We start from the raw sequence: 17,335 nt of genomic DNA on the forward strand, positions 1-17,335 counted from the left end.
GGGTCGGGGGGCGCCGCCCCCGACCCGCACGGATCACCGGCGGATCACTTCGGGCGGGTCACTTCCAGTTGACGCCCTTGCCCAGGGTGTACGGCTCGCCCCAGTACTCGGCGCCCGCCACCTTGGTCGCCTGCGGCGCCAGTGCCAGCACGCAGGAGGTGATGGACTGGCCGTTGGTGAAGCCCTTGGGGAACGACGGGTGCGGGCACTTGTCGAAGGTGCCGATCAGCATCACCTCGCTGGCCTCCGAGCCGTCCGGCAGCGTGCCCTTCATCTGGGTCAGGCTGGAGAAGGACAGGTCGGTGCTGCCGACGTTGGTGACCTTGAAGCGGACGTAGTACGGCACCATGCCCGCGGCCTTGTCGCCCAGCTTGAGCGGGGTGAGGTCGGCCGGGTCGCCCTTGTCGATCGAGGTGACCGTGAGCGAGACGGTGCCCTTGGTGCTGCCCGAGCTGAACGGGATGGTGGCGGCGTCGCCGATCTTCACCGTGGTCCCGGGCGCCGCGGTCGCACCGGCCGGGGCCGGCGCCGCCGCTGTGCCGGGCGCCGCGGCGGTCGGGGCGCCGGTCGGCGCCGCCGCCGTGATGGAGGGCGCCGCGGTGGTGGGCGCGGCCGACGGCGTGGCGGGCGCCTGGGTGGCGGGCGGGGTGGTCGCGGTGTCGGACGACGCGGCGTCGTCGTTGCAGGCGGTCAGGGTGAGCGCGCCGGCCGCGGCCAGGCCGACCAGGGCCAGGGTGTGGCGATTGCTGCGGATGGTCTTCATGTGACGTCCCCCGTCTTCGCGGACCACTGTGGCAGCGGTCCTCCTGAGGGACGTTCATAGCGCAGTGGGGAAGCGGGATGTGATGTGTTCGGTGGTGTCTTGACGCCGTCGTGACGAGTCCTGCGCGGGTCCGTGACAAGGGATGCCGAGTCGTGATCAGTCGTTCTCGAACGGCTCGGCCCCCCGTCGGCCGGTTACGGCAGGGCGGCGTGCTCGGCCCGACTGGCGGCGATGCGCCGCGTCGCGAGCGCGCGGGCCCGGTCGGGGTCGTTCCCGGTGATCCGGGCGAGGATCGCCGCGAGCGGCCTGATCTTCCCGAAGCTGCCCCAGTGGCCCTCGGGGATCTCGGTGGGGAACACCCACACCCGGCCGGGGTCGCGCGGCCAGGCGCCGCCCTCGGCGTCCAGGATCGCCTCGGTGACGTCGGCGACGACGGCCGCCCGGACCTTCTCGGCGAACTGGCCCTCGGGGACGGACGGGACGACCCGGTAGCGCGGCGCGTCGGCGGGCCTGCCGCCGACGTAGACGGCGGCGGGCCGGTGCAGGAACACCCAGGACACGGAGCGGACGGCCGGGTCGGTGGGGTCGAAGCCCTCGTGGCGGATCAGGATCCCGGTGATCCGGTCGAGCAGTTCCGCCTCGGCGTCGGGCTGGAGCGCGCCGTCGGGGATGTACACGTCGAGCATGGGCACGATCGGTTCTCCTGACTGGATTTACTTTCTCAACTCAGGTCGGGAGTGAGCCTGCCGCTGCTGGGTTGAGATTGTCAACCCAGGTGCCGGTATCATCGGAGCCATGGCAGAGCAGGGAAACCGGAGGATCGACCCGTCGAACTGTTCGATGGCGCGTGCCCTGTCGGTGGTCGGCGAGCGCTGGTCGCTGCTGATCGTCCGCGAGGCCGTCGACGGCGCCACCCGCTTCGGCGAGTTCCGGGCGCGGCTGGGGATCGCCAGCAACCTGCTGTCCACCCGGCTCGACGGCCTGGTCGCGACCGGCGTCATGCACCGCGTCCCGTACCAGGAGCCCGGCGACCGCCAGCGCTACGAGTACCGCCTCACCGAGCAGGGGTTGGCCCTTCGGCCGACCCTGATGGCCCTGCTGGAGTGGGGCGACACGTACCTCGCGGACGAGGCCGGGCCGCCGGTCGTGGTCCGGCACGGCGGCCCGGACGAGGAGCACCGCTGCGACGAGCCGGTCACCCTCGTCCTGGAGTGCGCGGCCGGGCACACCCACCTGCCGTCGAACGAGGTCTACCGGGCGCCGGGGCCGGGGGCGCGCTTCCTCTGAACGGCCTTGAGCGCCGGCTCGCCGCAGGTGGGGACGAACAGGCCGGGCCCGCGCGGGGGGGTGGAAGCGCGGGCCCGGCCCCGTGGCGGTGCGGCGCCCGTCGTGGCGTCAGACCTGGGCGAGGGTCAGGACGTAGCGGCCCCGGGTGCCGGGTCGGCCGGGTGCGTGGCCGACGCCGAGATGGTTGAAGCGCGGGTCGAGCACGGTGTCGCGGTGCCGGGGGCTGTTCATCCACAGCTGCACGGCCTGCGGCACGCTGTCGGCCGGGGCGACGATCTCGGCGGCGAAGCGGAAGGCGAAGCCGGCCGCCCGGACCCGGCGCCACGGTGTGCTGCCGTCGGTGCCGTCGTGCTGGATGAGGCCGTGCGCGGCCAGGTCGTCGGCGTGGCGCTGGGCCGCGGCGTTCAACCGGTCGTGCAGGCACAGGAGTCGGGCGCCGGCGTGGACGCGCCGGAAGTTGAGGGAGGTCGTCATCTCGGTGCGGACGTCGACGCCGGTGGGCGCCCCGCCTTCCGCCGCCTCGAACGCCGCTTCCTCGAACGCCGCGCCGAGCGTCAGCACCCGGCCGTTCCGCACGAGCCTGGGCATGGTGTCGGGCCTCTCGTCTGTGGTGTCGCCCCGGACCGCGGGTGCCGCGGTCCGGGGCCGGACAGGTCATACGATGCCGGAGCGCGGTAGACGGCCGGTCAACGCGTACGCCGGTCAACGCGTGTGGCTGGTCAGCGCGCTCAGCGGACGGTCAGCCGAAACGCGCGAGCTGCTCCTCGACCTGCGCCGCGTCCTCGTCGAGCCCGAGCCGCCGGTACACCTCCAGCGCCTCCGTCAGGAGGGCCCGGGCCTGGCGCGGGCGGCCGAGGCCGGTGAGCGCGGTGCCGAGGGTGCGCAGCAGGGCGGCCTCCAGGGCGGCGCTGGTGCGGCGGGCGAGCGGGAGGACGGCTTCGGCGGCGTCGACGGCGAGCAGCCAGCGGCCGGCCTCGGCGTGGATGCGGGCGGCGAGGTCGCCGGCCGCGGCGGCGAACACGGTGACCTGGAGGGTGGTGAACTCCTCGCGGGCGCCGACGGCGTGGGTGAGCGCCGCCTCCGGGTCGCCGCACAGCCGTAGCACCCGGGCGAGGTAGTAGCGGCCGATCGCCGCGGAGACCGGCCCCGAGGCGCTCATCAGGTGGGCGCAGCGTTCGGCGGCGTCCCGGGCTTCGGCCCGGCGCCCGGTCTGGGCGGCGCTGAAGGCGAACTCGCCGAGCGCGCTGCCCTCGGCGCGCTGGGCTCCGAGGCGGTGGAAGAGGTCGGCGGCGCGGCCGGCGTGCTCGGCGGCCTCGGCGTAGCGGCCGTGGACGCGGGCGTTGCTGCCGAGGGTGATCAGGGCCTTGGCGAGCACGCGCTCGGTCCGCTCGTCGGTACAGAGCTCGACGGCCCGGCGGATCTCCTCCTGGGACTCGGTGTAGCGGTTGATGTGCCAGAGCATGCTGCCGCGCAGGTAGCGGGCGAGGGCGTGCGGCCCGTGCTCGCCGCGGGCCTCGGCCTCCCGGGCGAGTCGCCCGGCGAGGTCGACGATGACGCCGGTCTGGGTGCGCTCCGGGATCACGGCGCCCATCCGGTCGGCGAGTTCGGCGGCGCGGTCGAGCGGCAGGGCCGGGTCGGCGCAGCTGAGCGCGATGGCGGCGGCGTTCACCTCGGCCTGGTCGCGCATCCACCGCACGGCCTCCGCGCCGTCGGCGATGGCGCGGCCCGGGGAGGCCACGGGCGCGCCGAGCAGGCTGAGTTCGGCCGGTTCGGCCTTGCGGGCGGCCTGGTCGGCGCTGCGGGCGGTGGCGAGGCAGAAGTCGAGCAGCCGGTCGGTGGCGGCGGTACGGTCGGCGGCTCTCTCCTCGTCGGCGAGCCGGCCGCGGGCGTAGGCGCGGACGAGGTCGTGGAAGCCGTAGCGGCCGAAGCGGGGGGAGTGCAGCAGGTTGAGGTCGACGAGTTCTTCGAGCAGCAGGTCGGTCTGGTCCTCGGTGCGGTCGAGCAGGGCGGCGGCACAGGACAGCGGGACGTCGGGGGCGTCGGGCAGCGACAGCAGGCGGAAGGCCCGCGCGAGTTCCGGGTCCAGCCGGTGGTAGGAGAGCGCGAAGGTGGCTTCCACGGTCCGTTCGCCGTCGCTGAGTTCGGCCAGCCGGTGCTCGTGGCGCAGCCCCTCGGCGAGCGCCGCGAGGGTGAGCGAGGGGTCGGCGGCGAGCCGGGAGGCGGCGATGCGGACGGCGAGCGGCAGTAGCCCGCAGGCCCGGACGACCTCCTCGGCGGCCGCGGGTTCGGCGGCGACGCGTTCGGCGCCGACGATCCGGGTGAGCAGTTCCAGGGCCTGGGCGGGGGGCAGGGTGTCCAGGCGCAGCTGGTGGGCCCCGGCGAGGCCGGTCAGCCGGTGGCGGCTGGTGATGAGGACGGCGCAGCCGGCCGAGCCGGGCAGCAGCGGTTCGACGTGGCCGGAGTCGGCGGCGTTGTCGAGCACGAGCAGGACCCGGCGTCCGGCGAGGGCCGAGCGGAAGAGCGCGCTGCGTTCGCCGGTGTCCGGCGGGATCTCGGCGGGGTCGACGCCGAGCGCGCGCAGGAAGCCGGCCAGGACGGTGCCCGGGTCGGGCGGGGCGTGGTCGGCGCCGCGCAGGTCGGCGAAGAGCTGCCCGTCGGGGAAGCGTTCGCGGGCCTGCCGGGCGACGTGCACGGCGAGGGAGGTCTTGCCGACACCGCCCATACCGTCCAGGGCGGAGACCACGACGGCGCGCCCGCCGGCTCCGGAGAGCCGGTCCGCGAGGGTCTCCACCTCCTCGACGCGCCCGGTGAAGTCGGGCAGTGCGGTCGGCAGCTGGTCGGGGGCCTGCCAGGTGTCGGTGGCGGGCTCGGGGACGGCGGGCCCGAACGGGAGCAGTGAGGCGTCCTCGCGCAGGATGCGCAGCTGGAGCTCGGCCGGGGCCGCCTGCTCGTCGGACGCCAGCGTCGGGCGGGCGTCCTCGTAGACGGCGAGCGCCTCGGCCTTGCGGCCCGCCTGGTAGAGGGCGCGCATCAGGACGGTGGTGAGCCGGGGCCGCCCGGGGTGCTCCAGGGCGAGCGCGGCGGCCTCCGCGGTCAGGTCGGTGCGGTCGCCGAGTTCGACGTCCAGCTCCAGCTGCGTTTCCTTGGCCGAGATCCGCTGCTCGGCGAGCCGGGCCCGGACGGCCTCGGCGTGCGGCCCGGGCAGCCCGGCGAGCGGTTCGCCGGCCCAGAGCCGCTGGGCGTCGCGCAGCACCTCCCGGACCTGGCGGGGCGGCGCGTCGGCCCGGCGCAGTTCCGCGGCCTCGGCCAGCAGTGCCTGCCACGCGGCCGCGTCCACCTCGGCCTCGGGCGCCCGCAGCGCGTAGCCGTCGCCGACCCGCACCAGCGGCATCCGCTCCGGGTCGTCCCCGGCGTACGTCCGGAACGCGGTGCGCAGCCGGGAAACGGCCAGTTGGACGGCCTTGCGCGGATCGGCCGGCGCGGCCCCGCCCCACACCCCCTCGACCAGTACCGGCACCGCCACCGCCCGCCCGGCGGCGTCCAGCAGCACGGCGAGCACGGCCCGCTGCTGGGGCCGGCCCAACTCCAGCTCCTGCTCCCCGTACCAGGCCCGCAGCGGGCCCAGCAGTCCGAACCGCAGCCCGGCTCCCCCCATGTCACCCATGTCCCGTCCCCGAAAGTCGTCCTGCACCGGTATCCCGCCACTTCCGTCCGGACAGCGGCGCCCCCATACCCCGGCGGCCTATGCTTCTGTCACAGATTGTGCACCGGATTCCGAGCTTCGAGGGGTGGGCTGTGCGGCTCGAATTCCGCGTGCTGGGGCCGCTGAGCGCCAGGTGCGACGGCCGTGAGATCGAGCTCGGCCGTCCGCAGCAGCGGGCCGTGCTGGCCGCGTTGCTGCTCGCCCCGGGGCAGTTGGTGCCCACGGACCGGCTGGTCGAGGGCTTGTGGGGCGAGGACGACACCCGCTGGCCGAAGGATCCGGTCGGGCAGATCGGCACCCATGTGCACCGGCTGCGGCGGGCGCTCGGCGCGTCCGAGCTGCTGGTGGCGGCGGCGGGCGGCTACCGGCTGGCGGTGGATCCCGCCGCGGTGGACCTGTTCCGCTACGAGGCGGCGGTGGCCGAGGCCGTCGCGCTGCGTCACCAGGACCCGTCGCGGGCCCGGGAGTTGCTCGGTGCGGCGCTCGGGGCCTGGGAGGGCGGCCGCGCGCTGGACGGCGTGCCGGGGTCGTTCGCCGAGCGGGCCCGGGAGCGGCTCGCGGCCGGGCGCTTCGCGGCGGTGAAGGCGCTGCTCGACCTGGACCTCGCGCTCGGACGGCACGCCGAGGCGGTGGAGCCGCTGGCCGGACTGGCGGCGGAGCATCCGCAGGACGAGGAGGTGCACCGGCTGCGGCTGCTGGCGCTGCACCGCTGCGGCCGTACGGCGGAGGCGCTGGCGGCGTACGAGGCGCTGCGGGAGCGGCTGGACCGCGAGCTGGGGCTCGAACCGGCTTCCGCGGTCGTCGAGTTGGTCGACCGCATCCGGCGCGGACAGCCGACGGTGTCGTTGCGGCGGCTGCCCCGGCCGTGCCAGCTTCCGTCCGACATCCCCGACCTGGTGGGGCGGGCCGGGCTGGCGTGGCAGGCGGAGCGGGCCCTGCGGGCGGCCGAGGGGGCGCCGGCGGGTTCGCCGGTGGCTTCGCCGGTGGCTTCGGTGGTGGTCTCGCCGGTGGTCGGGCTGTCCGGTCCGGCGGGCAGCGGGACGTCCGCGCTGGCGGTGCACATCGCCCATGCCGTCCAGGACGCCTTCCCGGACGGGCAGTTGTACGCGAGCGGCGGCGAGCCGGACGCGGTCCTGGCGGGCTTCCTGCGGGCCCTGGGGGAGCGGCCGGCGGGCTCCGCCCCGGTCGGGGAGCTGACCGGGCGCTACCGGGCGGCGCTGGCCGGGCGGCGGGTGCTGGTGGTGCTCGACGGCGCGGCCGACCCCACGCCGCTGCTGCCCGCGACACCGGGTTGCGCGGCGGTGGTGACGGGGGCGGACCCCGGGATGCTGCCCGGCGAGGCGGTCCGGCTGACGGTCGGACCGCTGGAGCCGCACGACGCCCACGAGCTGCTGGCGCGGATCGTGGGCGTCGAGCGGATCAGCCGGGAGCCCGACGCGGCGGTGGAGTTGGCCGGGCTCTGCGGCCACCTGCCCGTCCTGCTGCGGACGGCGGCGACGCGGCTCGCGGCCCGGCCCTGGTGGTCGGTGGCGGACCTGGTCAGGTGGCTCGCCGAACGGGGGTGAGGGCCGGGCGCGAGGTCGTTTAGTACGGGTCGGAGCTGCGGAGCGTGTCCGTGATGACGCTCCACTCGCGGGGGTTGGTGAAGACGACCTTGAGGCCGCCCTTGTCGGCGACCACCACACCGGCGCGCTGGAAGGAGCTGGTCTTGAACGTGTTGCTGGCCCAGCAGACGCGGTTGTAGGCGCCGTAGACGACGAAGTTGCCGTCGCCCTGCATGATCGCCCTGTCGCCGCAACCCAGGGTTCCCGGGGCAACCCACACCACATTGGCCGGCCCGAGCGGGGGAACCCGGTAGAGGACGAGGTTGCCGTCGCCCTGCATGATCAGCTGGGTGTCCCCTGCGACGATGCGATCGCCCTGGGAGAGGATCCCGGGCTCGTCCAACTCCGAGTTGTAGATGGTGTCGGCCTGGGCGGCCCCCGCCGACACCATCGTCCCGACCAGCGCCAGCACACCGGCTGCCGTCCCGACGGCCATGCGCCGCAGCGTCTTCGTCGCCTTCATGTCCCCGTGTTACCTCTCTCGTGCTCCGCACCCGAGATCGTCGGGCGCCCTGTGGAGATGAGCATGGTCGAAGGCGGTAGACAAACGATTAACGTCCCGTCGAGGGGCATCGCGGTGGGGGCGGAACGACCCCCGCCCGCTCGCCGGAGTGGCGAGCGGGCGGGCTTCAGGCGGTGGTGCGGGTGGGGATCAGTCGGGGAGGCGCTCCAGGAGCCAGGAGCCGAGCTCCTCGGTGATGGCGGTGTGGGCGGTGGTGGTGGAGGAGCAGATGAAGTCGTCGACGTCGCTCTCGTCCGGCGAGAGGTCGTCGACCTTCGCGTACAGGTCGTCCTGCTTCTCGATGTCACGGATCGCGACGGCGCTGACGGACGGGACGAAGCAGATGTCCTCGTGCTTCAGGCCCGCGGTGTCCTTCAGGGTGTCGGCGAGGATGCGGTACGTGTGGAGGGTGCCGCCGGGGGCGCCGTCCAGCTCGGGGAAGCCGTCGGTGGTGACCTCCTGCTTGCCCGGCGGGACCAGGCGGAAGAGCTCGGCGGACTTGGCGCCGGCGCCCTGCGCCTGGACGTAGAACTTGCTGCCGCGGTAGAGCTTCTTGAGCTCGTAGGCGACGTCGCCGGGCTTCACGTCCGGCAGGCCGATGCCGTCGCCGCGGCCGTTGGCGAGGGCGATCAGGCGGGGGATGCGGGGCCAGCCGCCGACCTCGTCCAACTTCCTGAGGAACTCGGTGCGCTCCGGGGCGACGCCGATCTTCTTCGTCTTCGGGTCGTAGTGGCGCCACAGGAGCTGCCGGGCGGCCGGGCTGTCCATCTGCCGCGCGAAGTCGTTGGCGAACGGGATGAAGTGCGAGAACGCCTGGAGGCCGACCGGGATGGTGGCGCCCCGGTGCGGGCTGTCCCAGGAGAAGTAGAGCCGGGTGCGGTGGTCCTTGCGCTGCATCTCCAGCCTGGCCAGCGCGTAGCGGGTGACCAGGCCGCCCATGCTGAAACCACCGACGGTCAGCGGGGCGTCGCCCAGCTGCTCGGCGAGGGTGCGCCGGATGGCGACGATCGCGGCCTCGGCGTTGTCGAGGATGGAGGCGCTGCGCTCCTCGAAGCCGAGCAGGATGACGTCCCGGCCGCGCTGGCGCAGCTGCGTCATGAGGGGGTAGTCGGCGTCCAGGCCCTCGGCGAGCCAGCGCAGGTCGCTCTTGCCGAGGTTGAAGCCGTCGGCCATGATCACGGGCCGGGTGATGCCCTGGTTGCCGTCGCCGTAGAAGACCCAGGCGAAGCCGTTCGGGAGCTCCCACTTCTCGTCCGGCTCGCGGAACGCGGGCGGCCGGGCCGGCTGGGTGGTGAGAGGGGCGGCGATGGTGAAGGCGCCGACTGCCTGCTCGGCGAGCTCACCCTGCGGTGTGGTCAACGTGTCCTCCGGGGTTGGCTGTGCACGACTGTCATGCACGAACGGTTCTGCACGAATCGCCCCATGATCAAGCGTCAGTAAGCGTGCGGAGTGGAGGACATGGTCCGGTTCATTCGTTCGGGCGGGAGGGTCACGGCGAACGTTTGGCAGCCGGGGGGAGTGGAGAAACCGACCCGCCCGCTCGCCGATGCGGCGAGCGGGCGGGGGAAGAGCGAGGTGGTGCGGCGGTGCGTCAGCAGCACGAGCCGCCGTTGCCCATGGCGGTCTGGACGTGCTGGGTGGGTGCCGGGGTGGCGTCGCTGGAGGTGGTGGCGAACAGGGCGACGGCGGCAACGGCCAGGCCGGTGGCGGCGGCGATCAGCATGGTGCGCATGGTGGGGTCCCCCTGGAAGACGCGTGGTCGGGACCCTGAGTCAAGCGGTGTTGGCGGCGACCTGTCAACGATTCGGTTCCGCCCGAATCGTTGGAGTCCAACGATTCGGGCGGGGGAGGGGGCGGGGTTCAGCTGAGGTGGTCGAACTCGCCGGCCTTGGCGCCGAGGATGAAGGCGCGGAGCTCGGCGGTGGTCGTGGTGACGACGGTGCTGGGGTCGTCAGACTCGCGAAGGTGACAGACGTCCTCAGCTCCGGCTGCGAGTTCAACGCAGTTGCCGCCCTCGTTCGATCCACTGAACGATGACTTTTGCCAACGGAGTTCGGACATCGGGCGCCTTTCAAGCTTGCAACAAGTAGAGAAGATGTCGAATGAGTCCCCACGAGTCGCGCGAGGAAAGCGTCGTCAAGGACTGATTGACAGGCGGCAAGGCCAGCTCGCTCAGCTGGTTGAAGGTCCTTCGGTAGGTCTCGATCGAATGCTGGTCGCCAAGATACTCGGTGTGGCTTGGGTGATCCACGACGACGGTGGAGAGCTCCGGAGCTCCAGGGTCGAATAGTACGAACGGGCCGGTGGAAGGCGGCTTCTTCGTGGCGGTGAACGGCAAGACTTGAATACTGACGTTCGGCAGCTCAGAGATTTCCAGCAGATGCACGAGTTGCTCCCTCATGACTGCATCGCCAGGGAATCGCATTCGCAACGCTGTCTCATGGATGACGAATCGGAACTCGCGGCGTGGCAAGTCTGTGAGAATGCGCTGTTGCTGCTTCCGGAACTCGATCTCGGCCTCGACGTCCAACTTGCGGTGCTGGCTGGCATCTTCGTAGATCACCTCGATGTAGGCGGGTACCTGGAGCAGGCCAGGAACGTAGAACGTCTCGAAGTTGTCCATCGAGGCTGCGCTGTGATCCGCCTCCGCGAGATCAAGCAGCAAGGTTGGAACTCGGTCCGCGAGATCAGTCCACCAGCCCTTGCCGTTGCTCCGCCCCATCTCGGCGAGCTTTGCGCGGAAAACCGGGTCGGTGCAGCCGTACGCGTCGAGCCAGATCTCAAGGCGCTCGGAGTTGAGCGTGATCCGACCGGCCTCGGTGTGGCTCACGGCCGGACCCTTCATCCCCACAAGCGCGCCAGCTTCTGGCGCAGACAACCCCGCTGCCGTACGCAGGCGTTGCAACTCCTCGCCTCCGCCGGGTGGCCGCCCGCCCTCGTCGCCGACGCCGAGCTCGCGCTTCACGAACTCTTCGTCAACGCCTGGAAGCACGCGGGGAGTCCGTCCCCGCTGGTCACCCTCGCCCTCTCTCCGCAGCTCCTCCGCGTCTCCGTGAGCGACGACAGCCCGCTCCTCCCCGAGCCCCGCACCCCTTCGGACCCGCTCGCCCTCTCCGGCCGGGGCCTCCACCTCGTCCAGTCCCTCACCCACCGTTTCGGCGCCGACCTGCGCAAGCGGGGCAAGGTCGTCTGGTTCGAGCTGGAGGCCACCGCATGACGCGCCAGCCGATGAAGCCCATCGACCCCCGGATCCGGGCCTACACCGACGAGCACATCCGCACCCTCCTCGCCGAACTCCACGAGCGCGGCAAGAAGTTCGGCCTGATCTTCCCGTCCGCCACCACGGACAAGACCCTCGACGGCCGCATCCTCGTCCGCTTCAACACCGCGCCGGCCTCGACCTTGCTCAACCTCCTCACCCTCCTCCTCGACGCGGACCGCGAGCGCCAGTGCGGTTCCTGATCGCCACGGCCTTCGCTGTCCTCCTCGCCCTCGCGATCACCACGGTCGCCCTGGGCGTCATCACCGCGATCAATGTTGCAAGGCCCGACGAAGAGGAGCACTGACATGTCCGACCCCGACCCCGACCCGGCCGTGGCCAACGCCCTCGCCGCGACCCACTACGCCGTCGCCGCCGCGTTCAACTCCCTCGCCGCCACCCCCGTCACCCCGCCCGTCCCCGACGACTTCGACTGGCCCGACCTCGAATCGTTCGTCTTCCGCCTGGGCTTCGCCGCCGACGGCTCCGACACCGCCCTCAACCTCTACCGCCTGCTCTTCGCCGTCCAGCGCATCGCCTACCGCGAAGCCGCCGGCCGTAACTCCCCCTGGCTGACCACCCGCCTCAACCCCCGCGCCCAAACCGGTGGAACCGGGGGCCACTGGCTTTAGCCGGTGGGGGAGTCCGGCTTCCCGCGATGGGGGCGCCCCCAGCCGGAGGCTGGGGGAGGGGCGGGGGTAGCCGAATCTCCGTCAAGGTGATCCGATGTCTCGGGAGAGGCGGCGGTGAGGGCGACCTCAAGCAGGTTCAGAAACTCGGGAGTTGAGGGGCTGGCGGTCGGGGGCCGCCTGATTGGCGAGCCGGGCGCGCAGGTTGTCGGGGAGGCCAAACGTGAACTTGATTACGCGAGCCATTGCGTGACTATAGGATGACACAGTGTCACGTTTTCGGATGTATCCGACGCCCGCGCAGGAAGAGCGGATGCTCTTGCACTGTGCGCACGCACGGTATGTCTGGAACCTCGCGGTCGAGCAGCACTCTCATTGGACGCTGGGCCGCAGAGCCGCGCCCGGGTTTGCGGAGCAGTGTCGGCAGCTCACCGAGGCCCGGCGCGCGAATGAGTGGCTCGGCGCAGGCAATGCGGACGTTCAGCAGCAGGCGCTCAGGGACTTCGCGAAGGCCAAGCAGGCGCGATTCACCTCCGGGTTCGGTGAGCCGACCTGGCGCAAGAAGGGCCGGCATGAGGGCTTCCGGGTCATCGGCACCGACCGCGTACCCGAGTGGGAGACGGGCGGGTCGCCGAAGTTGAACGCCAAGGGTCGTCAGGTCACGGGCCGTTCCGCGGTGGTGCACAAGCTCAACCGCCGGTGGGCTCAGGTCAGGGTTCCCAGCTGCGGGTGGGTCCGCTTCCGTCTCACCCGCGCAGAGCTTCCTTCGGCGAAGACGTTCCGTGTCACCTGGCGAAACGGTCAGTGGCACGTCGCGTTTGCCGTCATACCCGAACCGATCAACGCCCCCGGAAGCGGTGAGATCATCGGCATCGACCGGGGCGTGGCCGTCACCGCCGCCTTGTCCGACGGGCGGAGGCTGAACTGCCCGCAGCTCACGGTCAAGGAACGCGCGCAGATCCGCAAGGCTCAGCGACGCGCTGCACGCGCGCCGAAGGTCAGCGATCGCAGGAGGGCCGAGTACGCCAAGGCCGCACGGCTCAAGGCGCGTGAGGCGAACCGGCGCAAGGACTGGTGTGAGAAGACAAGCACCATGCTCGCCCGCTCCTACGACGTGATCCGGTTCGAGAAGCTGAACATCAAGAACATGACCGCCTCCGCCAAGGGCACGGTGGAGCAGCCAGGCAAGAACGTCACCCAGAAGTCCGGCCTGAACCGGGCCATTCTCGCCCAAGGCTGGGGCCTCCTGCGCCAGCGCACCGAGCACAAGGCCCCCGGACGTGTGCAGGACGTTCCCGCCCCGTACACCAGCCTGCGGTGCAGCGCCTGCGGATGGATCGAGAAGAAGTCGCGCAAGAGCCAAGCCGACTTCGCATGCGTATCCTGCGGGTTCACCTGCAACGCGGACACCAACGCAGCATCCAACGTCGCGGTAGGACAGGCCGTAAGGCCCCGGAAGGCACCTTCCGGTACCGGAGGGGCGACACCGCGCCAGCGGTCGAGTGCCCGTGAACCTCAACACCCCACCGGTGTTGGAATCCCCCGGCTTTTAGCCGAGGGAAGATGTCAATAGCCTGACCGCATGGACGAGTTCGCGACCCGCCTTCACGACGCCTGGGAGTGGTGGCACGCCGCCATCGAGGACGCCCAGGAGGGTCGGTGGACCCGCACCCCTCTTGAGCGCCAGGTGATGGACGACATCGCTACCGCCACCATCGGATTCGGTTATCCGGACCCGTCCGTCGAACCCTCCTTGCGCGCCCGCGTCTGCCGCATCGCCACCTGGGCGGGCGTGCTCCGCCTCGCCGCCCGGGCCGGCGGCTGGGAACTCGCCCCCGTCGTCGGCGCCACCCCTCCCCGTCCGGCGGGCATGGCCGAACTGCTCTCCGCCGTCTACGCGGTCGGCGAGCAGGGCGAGACCTGGCTTCGGCGGCTCCCCACCGACGGCCCGCCGCCGCCCCGCGCGGTCGCCCGGTTCGAGGCCTTCGTCACCGGCCCCGGCTCGGTCGAGGACCTCCGCCAGTTCTTCTACGACTAGTGCAGCGCCGAGTTGATCCTTCGGGGGTTCATGCGGTTTTGAGTGGGCTGCCGTCGTAGGTCCAGCGGTAGGGCTTGACGTCGTGTTCGTCGTAGGCCAAGACGAAGGTGGCGCTCGACGGCGGCCAGCCGGAACAGCGCCCACCCTGCCGCCACCGTGAGCGGCAGGCCCACCAGGCCGGCCGGCGCCAGGCAGGCGGCGACGACTAGCGCGGCCAGTCCCGCCAGCGCCACCAGACCGTCAAGTACCAGGTGGATCGACGCCCGCCACAGCACGGGGGAGGCCAGCGCGCGCAGCGGATTGCCCGGCACCACCTCGCGGGGTGGCCGGGCGTCCGTCCCGGCTTTGCCGGTGGCACGGCCGGCGATGTTCTCGGTCACCTGCCTCAGACCCGCTCTCGTGGGCGGTGCGGGCGGCGGCCAGGTCACCGTCCGCGCCTCGATTCGACAAGGGGACGGTACCCAACCCGACCACCCGTCGGCAGCGAGGAGAGCCCATCAGCGGGGGTAGGGTTTACCCCCCGTCCGGCCGGTGGGTTCACACTGCCGACCCGGCGGCGCCCGGTGCGACATCGTGGGGACATGACCGATCGACACTCGAGCCGCGAACTCGGCCGCGTCCGCAATCGCCGTATCAGCGCTGTCGCGGTGCTGGCGCTCGCCGCCCTCATCACCGGAACCGGCGCCGGGTTCGCCGCCACGACCACACCGTCGGCCACACCGGTGGCCACGCACGCGTTCGACACCGCACCGGCCCAGGCCGCCGCGCCCACGCGGTCCTTCCAAGGCACGCTCCCCGCGCCGACCGGCCCCTACGCCGCCGGCGAGGACGTCATCCACCTCACCGACGCGAGCCGTCCCGACCCGTGGGTGCCGTCATCCGGCCCCCGCCAACTGGCCGTCACGATGGTCTACCCGGCCGTCCCCGGGACCGGGACTCCGGCCCCTTACATGACCCTCGGCGAGGCAGCCGGAGTCCTCCAGCGCCAGAAGGTGCCGGCGGGCTCCGGCATCACCCCGCAGAGCCTTTCCAACGTCGCCACTCACGCCTTCGACGGCGCGCGGCCCCAACGCGGCAAGTATCCGCTGGTGGTCCTCTCACCCGCGCACGAGGACCCGCGCATCACGCTCACCTCGCTCGCGACCGACCTGGCCAGTCACGGCTACGTCGTCGCGCTCGTCGGCGACACCTACGAGGACAGCGGCGAGACGCTGGCGAACGGCCAGACGCCGCCGTGCGCGATCTGCGATGACCCGACGCTGATCGACTCCATCCCCGCCAGCCGCGCGCGGGACGTGTCCTTCTTGATCGACCAGTTGACGCATGGCAATACCGCGTGGCGCCTGGCACACCTCATCGACAAGCACGAGATCGGCATGGCCGGACATTCCATCGGCGGAGCGGCGGCCGCCGCCACGATGATCGCCGACCCGCGAGTACGGGCCGGAGTGAACATGGACGGCAAGTTCCACCCGGCCCCGATGCCCGGCCAGATCAACCGGCCGTTCCTCATGCTGGGCGAGGCCGACGGCGGCGGCGGGGACACCACGTGGGGGCAGGCCTGGGCCGCCCTCAGCGGCTACAAGAAGTGGCTGACGGTCGCCGGCGCCGACCACTTCAGCTTCTCCGACCTGGACCTGCTTCACGAGCAGGCCGGGTTCCCGACGCCGCCCCTCTCCCCGGAACGCGGGGTGGAGATCACCCGCGAGTACGTGACAGCGTTCTTCGACCAGACGCTGAAGAGGATCCACCGTCCGCTGCTGGACGGCCCCTCGCCGAACAATCCGGAAGTACTCTTCCAGCCCTAGTAGTACTTCGTTAACTTAACTTGATCTTGGTCTTCGGGTCGGGCATCCTGTTGGCGTGGATTTGGGGGAGATCGAGCAACTCCGCGGCGAGCTGGGCGCGTTTGTGGCCGAGGTGTTCGTCTCGGTGTCGCGGAAGGACACACGCGGGTGGGGTGACTGCTACCTGCGCGGGTTGATGCTGGACGGTCGCAGGAAGTCGATCCAGCCGATGGCCGAGCGGCTGCCGGACGGGGACATGCAGGCCCTGCAGCAGTTCGTGAACCAGTCGCCGTGGGACCACGCGCAGGTGTTGCGGGCGGTAGCCGTCAAGACGGTTCCGGTGGTCGATCCGGTGGTGTGGGTGATCGACGACGTGTCGTTCCCCAAGGACGGGCGAATGTCGGTCGGGGTGGCCCGGCAGTGGTGCGGGGCGCTGGGCAAGCAGTCGAACTGCCAGGTGGGGGTGAGTCTGCACGCGGCCTCCGACACCGCGTCCGTGCCTATCTCCTGGCGCCTGTTCGTGCCCGCGGAGTGGCAGGACGACACCGAACGTCGGACGCGGACAGGCGTGCCCGAGGGGATCGGGCACCGGGAGAAGTGGCGCCTGGCCCTGGACCTGATCGACGAGGCGATCACCTGGGGTCTGGAGCCGAAGGTGATCGTCGCCGACGCCGGCTACGGCCAGATCACCGCGTTCCGCCAGGGCCTGGCGGAACGCGGGCTGGACTTCGTCGTGGCCGTCCGCTCGGACGAGTCCGCACACCCGCACGACGCGGTGCCCAGCGCCCCGGCCTGGAGCGGGAACGGCCGCAAGCCCGCCTCGCGCTACCGGACCAAGCCCGGCTCGCTGCAGGCCCTGGCCATCGACAGTGGACGCAAGGCCTTCCGCCAGTCCACCTGGCGCCACGGCTCGAAAGGCCCGATGCGCTCCCGATTCCGGGTGCTCACGGTGCGGCCGGCGGGTGTCGCGGCCCGCACCCACGCCATGGCCCAGGCCGGCGGAGCGGGCACCTGGGACGGCGTCCTGCCCGAGGCCACACTGCTCAGTGAGTGGCCCACCGGCGAGAAGGCGCCCACCGAGTACTGGCTCACCAGCCTGCCCGCCGACAGTCCGACCCGCCACCTCGTCCGCCTGGCCAAGATGCGCTGGCGCATCGAGCACGACTACCGCGAGATGAAGCACGGCCTGGGGCTGGACCACTTCGAGGGCCGCACCTGGCGCGGCTGGCACCACCACGTCACCCTCGTCACCGCCGCCCACGCCTTCCTCACCCTCCGCCGACTCGACCCAAAAGTCCAAGCACCGGCCTGACTCTCTACCAGGTCCTCGACCAGCTCCAGGACCTGCTGAGCTGCTGGACCGGTGTCTGCCACACCTGCCAACGCCCGCTTCCCACAAGAAGATCCACAAACCGCGCCCGACAGCCCGCCCCGACCTAACGAAGTACTACTAGGGCAGCGCCGCGTTGGTCCTTCGGGGGTTCATGCGGCTTTGAGTGGGCCGCCGTCGAAGGTCCAGCGGTAGGGCTTGGCGTCGTGTTCGTCGCAGGCCGACACGAAGGTGTCGATGGCCGCGGCCAGTTCGTCGAGGGAGGCGAACTGGCCGCGGCACAGTAGACGTCGGGCCAGGGTGGAGAAGAACAGCTCGACCTGGTTGAGCCGGCCGGCGGGTTCGGGGGTGTTGCTTGAGCACTGATCGGTGCGCTCCCGGCTTCCGGGCCGACTCGGGAGCGGACCGTGCGCCAGATGAATACGAAGCAAAC

At 71.8% G+C, this 17,335-nt stretch carries 20 protein-coding genes; 9 read left to right on the plus strand and 11 right to left on the minus strand.

The features are described from left to right. Window positions 1–58: 58 nt before the first annotated feature. Window positions 59–763, minus strand: coding sequence for a hypothetical protein (locus tag ACFVWU_RS03505; protein WP_387614968.1), 705 nt, complete (start codon window positions 761–763; stop codon window positions 59–61). Between the two features lie 194 nt (window positions 764–957). After that, a complete protein-coding gene (locus ACFVWU_RS03510) occupies window positions 958–1,455 on the minus strand; it encodes a hypothetical protein (protein ID WP_387614971.1) in 498 nt (165 codons plus the stop codon). Window positions 1,456–1,558: 103 nt separating this feature from the next. On the opposite strand from ACFVWU_RS03510, the gene ACFVWU_RS03515 reads away from it, so the two are divergent. Next, window positions 1,559–2,050 (plus strand): winged helix-turn-helix transcriptional regulator, encoded by a 492-nt coding sequence (locus ACFVWU_RS03515; protein ID WP_387614974.1) that lies wholly within the window; start codon window positions 1,559–1,561, stop codon window positions 2,048–2,050. 108 nt (window positions 2,051–2,158) lie between these two features. Here ACFVWU_RS03515 and ACFVWU_RS03520 read toward each other — a convergent pair whose 3' ends face one another. After that, entirely contained in the window at window positions 2,159–2,638 is a 480-nt protein-coding gene (locus tag ACFVWU_RS03520; protein ID WP_387614977.1) for a CAP domain-containing protein, read from the minus strand. A 151-nt stretch (window positions 2,639–2,789) separates the two neighbouring features. Next, on the minus strand, window positions 2,790–5,714 hold the full coding sequence (locus ACFVWU_RS03525; protein WP_387614980.1) for a BTAD domain-containing putative transcriptional regulator: 2,925 nt from the start codon (window positions 5,712–5,714) through the stop codon (window positions 2,790–2,792). A gap of 131 nt (window positions 5,715–5,845) precedes the next feature. Here ACFVWU_RS03525 and ACFVWU_RS03530 point away from each other — a divergent pair, with 131 nt between their 5' ends. After that, entirely contained in the window at window positions 5,846–7,318 is a 1,473-nt protein-coding gene (locus tag ACFVWU_RS03530) for a BTAD domain-containing putative transcriptional regulator (RefSeq protein ID WP_387614982.1), read from the plus strand. A 19-nt stretch (window positions 7,319–7,337) separates the two neighbouring features. Here the strand turns inward: ACFVWU_RS03530 and ACFVWU_RS03535 are convergent, their stop codons facing one another. From ACFVWU_RS03535 to ACFVWU_RS03555, 5 genes are all read right to left on the minus strand, one after another. Beyond that, window positions 7,338–7,820: a hypothetical protein gene (locus ACFVWU_RS03535; protein ID WP_387614985.1), complete on the minus strand. Its 483-nt coding sequence runs from the start codon at window positions 7,818–7,820 to the stop codon at window positions 7,338–7,340. A 189-nt stretch (window positions 7,821–8,009) separates the two neighbouring features. Continuing rightward, a complete protein-coding gene (locus ACFVWU_RS03540; RefSeq protein ID WP_387614987.1) occupies window positions 8,010–9,218 on the minus strand; it encodes an esterase/lipase family protein in 1,209 nt (402 codons plus the stop codon). Between the two features lie 232 nt (window positions 9,219–9,450). Further along, the gene (locus ACFVWU_RS03545; RefSeq protein ID WP_387614990.1) at window positions 9,451–9,591 is read right to left on the minus strand and encodes a hypothetical protein; all 141 of its coding nucleotides are present in this window, start codon (window positions 9,589–9,591) and stop codon (window positions 9,451–9,453) included. Between the two features lie 128 nt (window positions 9,592–9,719). Beyond that, window positions 9,720–9,920, minus strand: a complete 201-nt coding sequence (locus ACFVWU_RS03550) for a DUF397 domain-containing protein (RefSeq protein ID WP_387614992.1) — start codon at window positions 9,918–9,920, stop codon at window positions 9,720–9,722. Between the two features lie 10 nt (window positions 9,921–9,930). Beyond that, window positions 9,931–10,764 (minus strand): helix-turn-helix domain-containing protein, encoded by an 834-nt coding sequence (locus ACFVWU_RS03555; protein ID WP_387614995.1) that lies wholly within the window; start codon window positions 10,762–10,764, stop codon window positions 9,931–9,933. Here ACFVWU_RS03555 and ACFVWU_RS03560 point away from each other — a divergent pair. From ACFVWU_RS03560 to ACFVWU_RS03580, 5 genes are all read left to right on the plus strand, one after another. Then, the gene (locus ACFVWU_RS03560) at window positions 10,681–11,076 is read left to right on the plus strand and encodes an ATP-binding protein (protein WP_387614998.1); all 396 of its coding nucleotides are present in this window, start codon (window positions 10,681–10,683) and stop codon (window positions 11,074–11,076) included. The two genes, ACFVWU_RS03555 and ACFVWU_RS03560, sit on opposite strands and share 84 nt — an antisense overlap. Further along, complete coding sequence (locus ACFVWU_RS03565; RefSeq protein WP_387615001.1) at window positions 11,073–11,321, plus strand: hypothetical protein; 249 nt, start codon at window positions 11,073–11,075, stop codon at window positions 11,319–11,321. Before ACFVWU_RS03560 ends, ACFVWU_RS03565 begins: the two co-directional genes overlap by 4 nt. A gap of 105 nt (window positions 11,322–11,426) precedes the next feature. Beyond that, window positions 11,427–11,750 carry a hypothetical protein gene (locus tag ACFVWU_RS03570; protein WP_387615003.1) on the plus strand — a complete coding sequence of 108 codons (324 nt, stop codon included), beginning with the start codon at window positions 11,427–11,429 and terminating at the stop codon, window positions 11,748–11,750. A gap of 280 nt (window positions 11,751–12,030) precedes the next feature. After that, on the plus strand, window positions 12,031–13,320 hold the full coding sequence (locus ACFVWU_RS03575; protein WP_387615005.1) for an RNA-guided endonuclease InsQ/TnpB family protein: 1,290 nt from the start codon (window positions 12,031–12,033) through the stop codon (window positions 13,318–13,320). A 9-nt stretch (window positions 13,321–13,329) separates the two neighbouring features. Beyond that, window positions 13,330–13,785: a hypothetical protein gene (locus ACFVWU_RS03580; protein WP_387615008.1), complete on the plus strand. Its 456-nt coding sequence runs from the start codon at window positions 13,330–13,332 to the stop codon at window positions 13,783–13,785. Here ACFVWU_RS03580 and ACFVWU_RS03585 read toward each other — a convergent pair. Continuing rightward, entirely contained in the window at window positions 13,782–14,165 is a 384-nt protein-coding gene (locus ACFVWU_RS03585; protein WP_387615011.1) for a hypothetical protein, read from the minus strand. The genes ACFVWU_RS03580 and ACFVWU_RS03585 overlap by 4 nt on opposite strands. A 201-nt stretch (window positions 14,166–14,366) precedes the next feature. Here ACFVWU_RS03585 and ACFVWU_RS03590 point away from each other — a divergent pair, with 201 nt between their 5' ends. Together ACFVWU_RS03590 and ACFVWU_RS03595 are read left to right on the plus strand one after the other, a co-directional pair. Then, window positions 14,367–15,593, plus strand: coding sequence for an alpha/beta hydrolase family protein (locus tag ACFVWU_RS03590; RefSeq protein WP_387615014.1), 1,227 nt, complete (start codon window positions 14,367–14,369; stop codon window positions 15,591–15,593). 55 nt (window positions 15,594–15,648) lie between these two features. After that, a complete protein-coding gene (locus tag ACFVWU_RS03595; protein ID WP_387615017.1) occupies window positions 15,649–16,884 on the plus strand; it encodes an IS701 family transposase in 1,236 nt (411 codons plus the stop codon). Window positions 16,885–17,054: 170 nt separating this feature from the next. On the opposite strand, the gene ACFVWU_RS03600 is transcribed toward ACFVWU_RS03595, so the two are convergent. Then, entirely contained in the window at window positions 17,055–17,333 is a 279-nt protein-coding gene (locus ACFVWU_RS03600; RefSeq protein WP_387615225.1) for a hypothetical protein, read from the minus strand. Window positions 17,334–17,335: the final 2 nt, after the last annotated feature.

This window comes from Kitasatospora sp. NPDC058190 (assembly GCF_042883685.1).
GTDB lineage: Bacteria > Actinomycetota > Actinomycetes > Streptomycetales > Streptomycetaceae > Kitasatospora.